This is a genomic window from Pseudanabaena sp. FACHB-1998 (assembly GCF_014696355.1).
In the GTDB taxonomy this organism is placed as follows: Bacteria; Cyanobacteriota; Cyanobacteriia; order Pseudanabaenales; family Pseudanabaenaceae; genus Pseudanabaena.
Genome location: NZ_JACJQA010000010.1, coordinates 22,430 through 33,547 on the forward strand (window position 1 = coordinate 22,430; position 11,118 = coordinate 33,547).

The 11,118-nt window shown below is 45.1% G+C and carries 20 protein-coding genes; all 20 read right to left on the reverse strand.

Annotation, left to right across the window (positions count from 1 at the left end):
- Nucleotides 1-47: 47 nt before the first annotated feature.
- Nucleotides 48-494 (reverse strand): 50S ribosomal protein L15, encoded by a 447-nt coding sequence (rplO, locus tag H6F42_RS05020; RefSeq protein WP_190398269.1) that lies wholly within the window; start codon nt 492-494, stop codon nt 48-50.
- Between the two features lie 145 nt (nt 495-639).
- Nucleotides 640-1,251, reverse strand: coding sequence for a 30S ribosomal protein S5 (gene rpsE, locus H6F42_RS05025; RefSeq protein ID WP_190398270.1), 612 nt, complete (start codon nt 1,249-1,251; stop codon nt 640-642).
- Between the two features lie 38 nt (nt 1,252-1,289).
- Nucleotides 1,290-1,652 carry a 50S ribosomal protein L18 gene (gene rplR, locus H6F42_RS05030; protein ID WP_190398271.1) on the reverse strand — a complete coding sequence of 121 codons (363 nt, stop codon included), beginning with the start codon at nt 1,650-1,652 and terminating at the stop codon, nt 1,290-1,292.
- A 93-nt stretch (nt 1,653-1,745) separates the two neighbouring features.
- Nucleotides 1,746-2,309, reverse strand: a complete 564-nt coding sequence (gene rplF, locus H6F42_RS05035) for a 50S ribosomal protein L6 (RefSeq protein ID WP_190398272.1) — start codon at nt 2,307-2,309, stop codon at nt 1,746-1,748.
- 77 nt (nt 2,310-2,386) lie between these two features.
- Complete coding sequence (rpsH, locus tag H6F42_RS05040) at nt 2,387-2,788, reverse strand: 30S ribosomal protein S8 (protein ID WP_103667427.1); 402 nt, start codon at nt 2,786-2,788, stop codon at nt 2,387-2,389.
- A 23-nt stretch (nt 2,789-2,811) separates the two neighbouring features.
- A complete protein-coding gene (rplE, locus tag H6F42_RS05045) occupies nt 2,812-3,357 on the reverse strand; it encodes a 50S ribosomal protein L5 (protein ID WP_190398273.1) in 546 nt (181 codons plus the stop codon).
- A 47-nt stretch (nt 3,358-3,404) separates the two neighbouring features.
- Nucleotides 3,405-3,788 carry a 50S ribosomal protein L24 gene (gene rplX / locus H6F42_RS05050; RefSeq protein WP_190398274.1) on the reverse strand — a complete coding sequence of 128 codons (384 nt, stop codon included), beginning with the start codon at nt 3,786-3,788 and terminating at the stop codon, nt 3,405-3,407.
- Entirely contained in the window at nt 3,788-4,156 is a 369-nt protein-coding gene (rplN, locus tag H6F42_RS05055; protein ID WP_009625480.1) for a 50S ribosomal protein L14, read from the reverse strand. The genes rplX and rplN overlap by 1 nt, the downstream gene beginning before the upstream one ends.
- A 3-nt stretch (nt 4,157-4,159) precedes the next feature.
- Complete coding sequence (rpsQ, locus tag H6F42_RS05060) at nt 4,160-4,411, reverse strand: 30S ribosomal protein S17 (RefSeq protein ID WP_190398275.1); 252 nt, start codon at nt 4,409-4,411, stop codon at nt 4,160-4,162.
- A gap of 56 nt (nt 4,412-4,467) precedes the next feature.
- Nucleotides 4,468-4,671 (reverse strand): 50S ribosomal protein L29, encoded by a 204-nt coding sequence (gene rpmC / locus H6F42_RS05065; RefSeq protein WP_190398276.1) that lies wholly within the window; start codon nt 4,669-4,671, stop codon nt 4,468-4,470.
- Between the two features lie 4 nt (nt 4,672-4,675).
- Entirely contained in the window at nt 4,676-5,089 is a 414-nt protein-coding gene (gene rplP, locus H6F42_RS05070; RefSeq protein WP_190398277.1) for a 50S ribosomal protein L16, read from the reverse strand.
- 26 nt (nt 5,090-5,115) lie between these two features.
- Complete coding sequence (gene rpsC, locus H6F42_RS05075) at nt 5,116-5,862, reverse strand: 30S ribosomal protein S3 (protein ID WP_190398278.1); 747 nt, start codon at nt 5,860-5,862, stop codon at nt 5,116-5,118.
- A 2-nt stretch (nt 5,863-5,864) separates the two neighbouring features.
- Nucleotides 5,865-6,221 carry a 50S ribosomal protein L22 gene (gene rplV, locus H6F42_RS05080; protein ID WP_190398279.1) on the reverse strand — a complete coding sequence of 119 codons (357 nt, stop codon included), beginning with the start codon at nt 6,219-6,221 and terminating at the stop codon, nt 5,865-5,867.
- A gap of 18 nt (nt 6,222-6,239) precedes the next feature.
- Entirely contained in the window at nt 6,240-6,518 is a 279-nt protein-coding gene (rpsS, locus tag H6F42_RS05085) for a 30S ribosomal protein S19 (protein ID WP_190352277.1), read from the reverse strand.
- 63 nt (nt 6,519-6,581) lie between these two features.
- Nucleotides 6,582-7,448, reverse strand: a complete 867-nt coding sequence (gene rplB, locus H6F42_RS05090) for a 50S ribosomal protein L2 (RefSeq protein WP_190398280.1) — start codon at nt 7,446-7,448, stop codon at nt 6,582-6,584.
- Nucleotides 7,449-7,526: 78 nt separating this feature from the next.
- Entirely contained in the window at nt 7,527-7,841 is a 315-nt protein-coding gene (locus H6F42_RS05095; RefSeq protein WP_190398281.1) for a 50S ribosomal protein L23, read from the reverse strand.
- Between the two features lie 19 nt (nt 7,842-7,860).
- Nucleotides 7,861-8,532: a 50S ribosomal protein L4 gene (gene rplD / locus H6F42_RS05100; RefSeq protein WP_190398282.1), complete on the reverse strand. Its 672-nt coding sequence runs from the start codon at nt 8,530-8,532 to the stop codon at nt 7,861-7,863.
- A 66-nt stretch (nt 8,533-8,598) separates the two neighbouring features.
- The gene (gene rplC / locus H6F42_RS05105; RefSeq protein WP_190398285.1) at nt 8,599-9,240 is read right to left on the reverse strand and encodes a 50S ribosomal protein L3; all 642 of its coding nucleotides are present in this window, start codon (nt 9,238-9,240) and stop codon (nt 8,599-8,601) included.
- 633 nt (nt 9,241-9,873) lie between these two features.
- Complete coding sequence (locus H6F42_RS05110) at nt 9,874-10,350, reverse strand: DUF29 family protein (RefSeq protein WP_190398283.1); 477 nt, start codon at nt 10,348-10,350, stop codon at nt 9,874-9,876.
- Nucleotides 10,351-10,620: 270 nt separating this feature from the next.
- Complete coding sequence (locus H6F42_RS05115) at nt 10,621-10,989, reverse strand: tetratricopeptide repeat protein (protein WP_242018336.1); 369 nt, start codon at nt 10,987-10,989, stop codon at nt 10,621-10,623.
- Nucleotides 10,990-11,118 lie beyond the last annotated feature (129 nt).

Sequence of the window (11,118 nt, forward strand, 5' to 3'; positions counted from 1 at the left end):
GAATATGTGGCGAAGCGCTCAACACTTCGCCACATATTCTCTTGTTTTTAGGCAACGACTTCTACAGTGCCGCCAGCAGCTTCAATTTTTGCTTTTGCAGATGCAGTAATTGAGTGAGCGCGAACATTCAAAGCTACCGTGACTTCGCCTCTACCTAATATCCGTAAAACACCATCGTTTTGAGTAACAATACCTGCATCCATTAAGGATTCAAGGGTCACTTCAGTGCCTTTAGGTAGTCCACTTAATTGATCTAAATTTACAATTGTAAAATATTTAGGGTTAACAATTGTAAAGTGCTTAAGCTTTGGTACTCGTCTATAAAGGGGAATTTGACCACCTTCAAAGCCAGGTCTGGTGGGACGACCTGAACGAGCTTTTTGACCACGCATACCGAAACCACCGCTAGCACCTTGCCCTGCGGCAATGCCACGCCCGATGCGGCGCTTGCGATGCTGTGAGCCTTCTTGAGGCTGAAGATCGTCAATTCTCATGGGTTTTCCTTTTTTTGTGACAATAACGAGACTATGCAACGTTATATAGGTTAATTAATTTTTTGTGACAATAACAGCGCAACATGTTGTTATTGGATTAATTAAATTTTTTAATACAATAACGGCGCATAGCACCGTTATTGTATTAATTGAAAAGTTGTTCCAGTGTGATACCACGCGCTCTGGCTACTTCACCAAAGGTACGCAATGTGGAAAGTGCATTGATAGCAGCACGAGCATTATTCAAGGGGCTGCTAGAACCCAGTTGCTTAGCCAAGATGTTTTTAACACCAGCTAGTTCTAGTACAGTTCTGACCGCTCCCCCAGCAATTACCCCAGTACCTGGAGATGCAGGGCGAATCATTACCTTGGAACCACCACCAATGCCATTGGTAGGATGGGGGATAGAGCTGCTCTTGGTTAGAGGAACATCGATCGCGTGCTTTCTGGCATCAGCAACACCTTTTTTAACGGCGTTAATAACGTCAGCAGCTTTGCCTACGCCAACACCGACTTGTCCTTTTTCGTTACCGACGACGACGATCGCACGGAAACTAAGCTTTTTACCGCCCTTAACAACTTTAGTTACACGACGGATTTGGACAACTCTTTCTTGCCATTCTGATTCTTTCTCGGTGCGGGCGCGATCAGATTTTTTACCCTCGCGCTTACCTTTGCGTTTTTCGTCACGACTATCGCCATTGTCGCCGCCGCCATCGCGACCACCACCTGGTTTGGATTCTCTATTCTTAGCCATAGTTTTTATATCTATTGATTCACTGGATGATTCATTGCTTAAAAATCGAGACCTGCTTCGCGGGCAGCTTCAGCGAGAGCTTGGACTCTTCCGTGATAAAGGTTACCGCCGCGATCAAAGACCACTTTGCTAATTCCTTTAGCGATCGCTCTTTCAGCAATCAAAGCACCTACTTTAGCCGAAGCCTCAGAATTAGCTGTAGAGCTAACGCTAGAGCGGACATCGGATTCGAGGGTTGATGCTGCAACGATGGTGTTTTGGGAAACATCATCAATCACCTGCGCCACAATGTGATTGTTAGAACGATAAATGGATAAGCGAGGACGTTCAGACGTACCTGTAATTCCTTTGCGAATTCGCTTATGGCGGCTTATGGTTGCTTGTCTGCGACTGACACTCATATTTGTTCGTAACCTATCGATTCTGTATCGATTCTATATAAAATGAAAATTAAATAAAGAAGCCGAAATATCCTAGATATAAAAATCCTAGTTTTACTTCTTACCAGTCTTACCAGCCTTACGTCTGACGAATTCACCGAGGTAACGAATACCTTTGCCTTTGTAAACTTCAGGCGGACGTACAGCACGAATCTTCGCCGCTAAGTTACCGACGATTTCCTTATCAATACCTTCGACCACAATAAATGTGCCTTGTGGGACTTTCTTGCCAGAAGCATCTTCGACATCAAGCGAAATTCCTGCGGGAGGAACAATATCAACAGTGTGGCTGTAGCCAACGGTTAGGACGATATTGCTACCACTCTTGTTAGCACGATAACCAACCCCTTGAATTTCCAACTTGCGCTGAAAACCAGTGGATACACCTTCGACCATGTTGGCAACGAGGGTGCGGAAAAGACCGTGCTGTTGCCTTGCGGGACGAGATTCGTTAGCGCGATTGACAACGAGGTTGCTTTCTTCTTGCAGAATTTCTACAGTTGGGGGCAACACACGCTTTAGTTCGCCTTTAGGTCCTTTAACAGTTACCTCTTGCCCTACGATAGAGACCGCAACTTTTGGGGGAAGAGGAATGGGACGTTTTCCAATACGAGACATGTCTGTTTTCCGTTGCTTGTGATGTTATTTGCTGAATTAACAGCCTGAATTAACAGATCTAGATTAAAAGATCTGAATTACCAGATATAGCAAAGGACTTCACCGCCGACTCCCTGTTTACGGGCTTCGCGATCGGTCATGATCCCTTTAGAGGTGGAGATGATCGCAATGCCGATCCCACCTAATACACGGGGTAATTCCTTAGAATTGGAGTAAACCCGTAAACCTGGTTTACTAACGCGCTTGAGGCGCTTAATAATCGATTGACGGTTTTTGCCTTCATACTTGAGGGCGACGACCAAGGCGCGGTCAATGTTTTCGCCTGTTTCTTCAAAATCTGCAATAAAACCTTCTTGTTTCATCACTCGGGCAATGCTCAACGTCATTCTTGTGGCAGGAATGGAAGTTGTCTGGTGCTTTGCAAGTGTTGCATTGCGAATGCGGGTAAGCATGTCCGAGATGGTGTCGTTGGTAGCCATCCTTATCTCCTAATTCGATCTACTTATGATTCTCTAAAGGGCATACCAACTGCTTTCAGGAGCGCACGTCCTTCTTCGTCCGTGTTAGCAGTGGTGATGATGGAAATATCAAGCCCCCGAATTTGCTCAATGCTGTCGTAGCTGATTTCGGGGAAGATAAGTTGCTCGCGGACACCGAGGGTGTAGTTACCACGTCCATCAAAGCTCTTGGGGCTAACACCGCGGAAGTCACGGATGCGAGGCAATGAGAAGTTGATCAGACGATCCAAAAAGTTGTTCATCTTGTCGCGACGGAGTGTAACCATCATCCCGACAGGCATTCCTTGACGCAATTTAAAACCTGCGATCGCCTTTTTTGCTCTGGTGACCACGGGCTTTTGACCTGCGATCGTCGCAATTTCAGCCAAAGAAGCTTCTAGAGACTTCGCATTCTGAGCGGCTTCACCCAGACCACGATTGATCACAACTTTATCAAATTTGGGAACTTGATGAATGTTGGTGTACTTGAACTGTTCCATCAATTTGGGAACAGCTTGTTTAGCATAGACTTCAGCAAACGGTGTTAGCATTTTATCTTCCTCGATGATTTTTCCTGGGCTTGGTCAGGTTAATAAAACTATTTCTTGTCAGGTTTGACAGAATCGACAACTTCGCCAGTTTTCTTCAACATTCTGACTTTTTTGCCATCGTCCGTAAAGGTAAAGCAAGAACGACTAGCGGTCTTTTCCTTTTCGGAGTACAACAAAACTTTGGAACTATGGATTGGAAATTCGCGGGTAATAGTTTGTCCAGACTCGCCATCAGCTTGAGGCTTAATGTGCTTTGTCTTGACATTCACACCTTCAACAATGATGGTGCTGTCTTGAGGAAAAACTTGAAGAACCTTAGCAACAGTTCCCTTGGAGCTTCCCGAAATTACTTGTACAACATCGTCTTTCTTGACATGCATCTTGAAAGACTTGCGATTTCCACGATACTTAGGTTTTGACTTAAAGGGCATTACAGTACCTCGGGCGCTAGGGAGATAATTTTGGTGAAGTTTTTATCCCGCAACTCACGCGCAACTGGACCAAATACACGGGTTCCTTTAGGGTTGCCGTCTTGGTTAATAATCACAGCAGCATTGTCGTCAAAACGAATTCTCATACCGCTTTCGCGGTTAATTGACGCTTTGGTACGCACAATCACGGCGCGGACAACATCAGATTTTTTGACTGGCATGTTAGGTGCAGCGTCTTTAACGGTGGCGATAATTACATCACCGACTCCGCCAAAGGCCCGGTTACCACCAGCTAGGACACGAATACATAGCAGCTTTTTAGCGCCACTATTATCCGCCACATTTAAATAAGACTCTTGTTGAATCATGGCTTATGCTTCCGAGCTAGATGAGAGAATCTCGACAACTTCCCACCGCTTTGTACGGCTGAGAGGACGAGTTTCACGAATTTTGACGCGATCGCCTTCGCGGGTTTTATCTTCTTCATCGTGGGCTTTAAACTTAGTTGTTTTAACCACGATTTTTCCGTATTTAGGGTGGGCAGAACGGTTTTCAACCGCTACAACCACCGTTTTTTGCATTTTGTCGCTGACAACGATGCCAACTTTTTCTTTAACTGCCATTACTCAAACTCCTATGTCTTTTTTCTTAAGTTCTTTAAATTAATTGTTTAAATCTACTAAGCTCTGGACTGGCGTTCGCGTTCGACAGTCATCAGTTGCGACAAACGATGCTTCGCATGTTTAAACTGATGTGGCTGAACGGGTTGTCTGGTTGCCTGCTTAAAGCGCAGATCAAAAAGCTCTTTCTTGACATTCAAGATTTGAGCTTGCAACTCATCATCAGATAGCTCTCTAGTTTCTTGGACTTTTGGGAGTGCCATATTTTTACTCCTTCTCGCGGATAACAAATCTGGTTTTGATCGGCATCTTGGCTGCGGCAAGACGGATTGCCTCTCTTGCGGTCTCTTCAGACACACCTGCTACTTCAAACATGATGCGACCGGGCTTGACCACTGACACCCAAAATTCTGGAGCCCCTTTACCAGAACCCATACGGGTTTCTGCGGGACGCATAGTTACAGGCTTGTCAGGGAAAATGCGAATCCAGATTTTGCCACCGCGTCGAATATAGCGGTTCATAGCACGTCTGGCAGCTTCAATTTGGCGAGCGGTAATCCAAGAAGGCTCTAGAGCCTGCATGGCATAATCGCCAAAGTTGATTTCAGTTCCTCTGGTAGCGGGACCCGCCATCCGACCGCGTTGCTGCTTACGAAATTTTGTACGTTTAGGACTTAACATGTTTCAAAACTCTAGATGACAGAAGTTTATCCTTCAGCGCTAGAACGATCCTCAAATTGGGGACGACGTTGCTGGCGGCGACGGGGTTGAGCGGCAGGAGCAGGAGCTTCTTCGCCTTGAATGATTTCGCCTTTAAAGATCCAGACTTTAATACCAATCACACCGTAAATGGTTCTGGAGGTTTTATAGCTATAGTCGATATCTGCACGCAATGTATGCAGAGGAACACGACCTTCACGAACCCACTCGGTTCTAGCAATTTCAGCGCCGTTAAGACGACCACTAATTTGTACTTTGATACCTTCGATACCTGCACGCTGTGCTCTTTGAATCGCTTGGCGGACTACACGACGGAAGGATACGCGGCGCTCAATTTGTTGAGCAATGTATTCAGCAATCAATGGAGCTTCGGCATCAACTCTTGCAACTTCGGTGACATTGATCCGAACTTGGCTAGTACCTGTTTTGGTAAGAGAACCATCTTGTTCAAGATATTTCACGAGACCAACACGAAGTTGTTCAATACCTGCACCACCACGTCCAACGACAACCCCAGGGCGAGCAGTGCGGATTTCGAGATCAACTTGATCGGCTTTGCGGTCAATCAAGATATCGGCAATACCTGCATTACTGAGGGTCTTTTCGATGTACTTGCGGATCTTGTGATCTTCTTCAGCTAAGATGCCGTAGCGATTGACATCTGCAAACCAGCGAGAAAGGTGAGACTTAGTAATGCCGAGGCGTAACCCTGTTGGGTGAATCTTCTGACCCATACCTATTCTTCCTCCGTTGGTTTGACAGTGATGGTGATGTGGCAAGTGGGCTTACGAATTTGATAAGCGCGACCTTGAGCACGGGGACGGAAGCGCTTGAGGCTTGGTCCCATGTCGGCGTAGGCTTGGTTAACTACTAAGGATGCGGGATCTAAACCTGCATTGTGTTCTGCATTAGCAACTGCGGATCTCAGTACCTTGGTAATGGGTTCGCAGGAGCGATAGGGCATAAACTCTAGAATCATTAATGCTTCGCGGTAGCTCCGACCACGGATTTGGTCGAGGACTCGGCGCACCTTGTGAGGTGACATCCGAATATATTTGGCTACGGCAGGGATTTCGTTTTGGGCGAGGATCATTTTTAACTACCTGTCTACCTATCTCTTAGCCTTTTTATCGCTCTTGGCATGACCGCGGAAGGTGCGAGTAGGTGCAAACTCACCGAGTTTGTGTCCTACCATTTGCTCCGTGACATATACAGGAACGTGCTGTTTTCCGTTATGGCAGGCAATGGTATGCCCGATCATTTGAGGAAGAATGGTGGAAGCGCGTGACCATGTTTTGATAACTTGCTTTTCGCCTTTGGCGTTCAGCTTTTCAATTTTGGTCAGTAAGTGATCGGCAACAAAGGGACCTTTTTTTAGCGATCGCGTCATAATTTGTACTCTCTAAATAAGTCTTAGCGCTTAGCGACTGCGAAGGCAATCGCTAAGAAAAAATTAGGCGTTACGTCCGCCCTTACCGCGCTTCGAGGACTTGCGGCGGCGACGAACAATTAGGGCATCGCTGAGCTTCTTCTTCTTGCGAGTCTTGTAGCCCAAAGTTGGTTTACCCCAAGGTGTAACAGGACCACTGCGTCCAATGGGGGCGCAACCTTCTCCACCACCATGAGGGTGATCGACAGGGTTCATGACCATACCACGAACCTTAGGACGACGGTTTAACCAACGGCTGCGACCTGCCTTACCCAGACTGGTGTTACTGTGGTCGAGGTTGCCAACTTGTCCAATGGTGGCGAAGCATTCTTTACGGATCAAACGAACTTCGGTAGAAGGAAGCTTGAGAGTCACAAAATCGCCTTCTTTAGCTGCAATTTGAGCGCCAGCACCAGCAGACCTTACGATTTGTCCGCCTTTACCGGGGACAAGTTCAACGTTGTGAACGATCGTACCAAGAGGAATGTTTACCAAGGGCATTGCATTGCCAATTTCAAAAGGTACATTGCTTGTACCCGCTTGAATCTTGTTGCCAACGGCAATGCCTTTAGGTGCAAGGATGTATCTTTTCTCGCCATCTTCATATTGCAACAGAGCAATCCGAGAGGTGCGGTTGGGATCGTACTCGATCGCAATAACTTCAGCGATGATGTCGCGTTTGTTGCGTTTGAAATCGATAATCCGATAAAGACGCTTGTGACCGCCGCCACGTCTACGGCTAGTGATTACACCACGATTGTTACGTCCTCTTTTACGATGAACGTGAGTGGTTAAAGACTTTTCGGGTTCTGATTTGGTGATTTCCGCAAAATCCGAGACAACTGTTTGTCTGGTACTAGCGGTATACGGTTTATATGCACGAACGCCCATAATTGTCTGATGTTGTTAAAGAACGATTCTTGGTTTGTTTTTCTCAGCAAAATAACTTTGGGTTATTTATTTTGAGTTCTATACATCTGGGAACAAATCGATTTTGCTGCCTTCAGCGAGAGTGACGATCGCTCTCTTAATTTGAGCGCGTTTGCCAGCGAACTTACCAATACGACGCGCTTGTGCGGGTGGATTATGGGTATTCACTTTTTGAACTTTGACTGAAAACAAGCTTTCAATTGCAGCTTTAATTTCAGGCTTTGTAGCATCATGCACAACATCAAAGGTGTACTTGTTGCTTTCTAGTTGTCGGGTTGCCTTTTCATTGAGCAGAGGGCGGCGAATGATGTCGGGCAAACGACGAGGGTCGAAATTGGTTGGGATCTTAGCCATATTTTTCTTACTTATTCCGTTATTCTGCTTCTTCGACCGTAACGATCTCGGTTGCTAACTTTGCATCGCCACCGTATACCTCATGAATCTTGGCGATCGCCGAGCGAGTTGCCACAATCTTGTCAGCATTAACGATGTCAAAAATATTGAGCTGATCGGCAACAAGCAATTGCAAGTTTTGAATATTCCGAGCAGACAAGACAACGTTCTCATCTTTCTGAGCAGTGATCATCAAAGCTTTGCTACCAGCAACAACACCCCAACGCTCAAGGGCTTGACATAGCTCTTTGGTCTTAGGTTGCGCGAGATTTACTGCAAAATCTTCAACTATAATCAAATCGGCAGCACGACCAGTGAAAGCAGTACGAAGAGCCAAACGACGCTCTTTACGGTTCATCTTGGTTTCATAATCTCTGGGCTTAGGTCCAAAGATAACGCCACCACCACGGGTCAAAGGAGAACGGGTCGAACCAGCACGGGCGCGACCAGTACCTTTTTGTCTAAAAGGCTTGCGACCACCACCACGTACTTCCGTACGGGTTTTGGTACAGGCTGTGCCTTGGCGGGCATTGGCTAACTGTCTGACGAGGGCGCGGTGAACTAGACCTTGGGCGGTTGCTTCTTTAGCAACACGCAACTCAAGGGCTACTTCGCCAACTTCATTCCCTGTCCAATCTTTTACTATAGGCATAACTTAAACTCTCTCGATCTCACGAACAAACTACTTAGTCTTTATTTCGCGCCTTCACTTGCGCCTTTACTTCGCCTTGCCGACAATTACGGTAGGAATGACGTTAAGCAACGCACCAGCTTTACCTGGAACTGCTCCTTTAATTAGCAGCACATTGTTCGCTGCATCGACTTTGACTACAGTTAGCTTCTTTACGGTGATTTGTTTACCGCCAAGACGACCAGCCATCCGCTTACCAGGGTATACACGTCCAGGGGTTGTACCTGCACCAGTAGAACCTGGTTGTCTGTGATTCTTAGAACCGTGAGCCATTGGACCACGACCGAAGTTATGGCGTTTTTGATAACCAGCAAAACCTTTACCAATGCTGGTTCCAATGACATCAACGATGTCGCCATCTTTAAATTGGCTAACATCTAGAGTCTGACCAATGCTGTATTCACTCACATTATCAAGACGATATTCACGTAAGTGCTTAACTGGTTCCGAACCTGACACTTTAAGGTGTCCTAGCTCTGGCTTAGTTAACAATGATTCACGGGTTTTGCCATAACCAATTTGAATGGCTTTGTAGCCTTCTTTGGTATCAGTTTTAACCTGAGTGACTGTGCAGGGTCCTGCATGGACAACGGTTACTGGAACAGCGTTGCCATCCGAATCGAATACTTGGGTCATCCCAAGTTTTATGCCGAGAATTCCGACGGTCATGAAAATTAGCTCCGCTTGCTTGACTTGCAAATGCATCTGTACTGGGTTGCACAGATTTTTTGACAGGCTCAAAGGAGATCGGTTTCGATCTTAGGTAAGCATTATTGACTTTGAAGGCTGGTTGAGGGTCTTCGAGACGACTTACAGAAGATGTCTAGTCCAAATTACTAGACGTGGGAAACACAATCTCTTGGGTTGTTATAGAATTAAAAACTTTTTGAATATTTCTAGATTTCTATACCAATTCGTGGCTCAGACTTAAGTCAGCCAAGACTTTGCTTGATTTGCTTAGTTTCTGTTTTTAGTCACGATTAACAATCCTAACCCCATGGGATAGGTTTTGTCTATAGTTTTACAAAAAAAGTTGTTAAAACTACAAACAACGTGAGCTAAGCCTATTTGCGGGAAAGATGAATCATACTAATCCACAAAAATGTCGGCATATTTTCGGTAATCAAGAGCCAAACCCTCTAAGGGTTTTAAAAACACAAAATAGCGTAGCCATTTTGTGTTTTGGTATTTAGTAGCTAGGCATGAGAAAACTCAAAATAGGAAGTATCAAAACTAAAGGAATCGTAATGGAAATGAAGAGTATCTTCTAAACCCCAGATTAAATTATCCTCAGATACCTACTTACTTCCTATAGAAATCATCAGCAACTAAAAACTCAAAATCCCTTGATAACTGCCATGTTTTGGGATATGGATGTCTGTCAAATTCCTCATCGGTTTTGAAGTCATACTCAAGTCTGATTAGCACGATCGCCCAAGCGTGATCAAAAAGCTCATCCCAATATTCGAGAATGCTGGCACTGTCTCTCACGTCCGATTCTAATTGCTGCTGTCCCCGCAAAACATATCGCTCCCAGTCATGAAAGCGTTCTGGAATGTCTAAATACAAGCGTTTCATCGCATAGGTCAAAATCTTGATCAGGGATTCCCTAATCCATTTTTTCTGCTCAGAAATTAAACTTTCTACTTCATCAATTAAGTTTTCAAGGTCAAGATGCTCAAAGTTCTTGTCTTTGAGTTGCTGTGTCGTGAGTTTTACCCATGCGGTAAAGTCGCGATCATACAAGGATTTTTCTGGCATAATTTTGGTTAGTGTCATGAATTATTCGCGCCCTCAAAGCCCTATAAAAAAACTTGTAGGGGTTGAGCATTTGCGCCATTATTTTTATACTCCCCACAATCATCTTGAAATGCAAATGCTCAACCCTTTGTGCTTTCATCGATAACTTGTCCCTGCGTTGTGAGGTTTGGGCAAAGCATTGCTAAATCAAAATTATCTGAAAATTTATAGGTTTTCGTGGCAATGCTTTGCCCCTACAGAAGGATCGCCTGATGGAGTGGATGGAGTGATAGTTCCACGTAACATCAGTTATTCTCCTAAGTCATCCTGAATTTTTGCTAGGAGTTCTTCGCAGTCTTTGACTAAAGGAATGCCAAGTTCTTGGGAGAGTGTGAGGGCGGATTGGCAATGGCTGAGGGCGAGTTGGGGTTGATTGGTTTTATGGGCGATTTCCGCAAGGGCTTTAAGACTATGGGCTTTTCCAGTTTGAAAGTCGATTTTATCAAAAATAGTCAGTGCATTTTTAATGTTAGTTTCTGCTTTAGGGTATTTTTCTAACTTAATCAATATCTCTCCGATATTGTGCAAAGAAATAGCGATACTAGACGGATCTCCAATTTCTTCTTTGATTTCGAGAGATTGCTGGTGATGGGTGATCGCTTCTTCATACTCCCCCAAGCTTTTATAACAACTGGGCTTTGTTGCATGAAACAAAAGAAGGCAAAAGAAAGAGGATATTAGGATAGATAATTAACGAGTAACAGGATAGGAAAGAGGTTTAGCGAGTTGAATCATGCGATTGAGCGC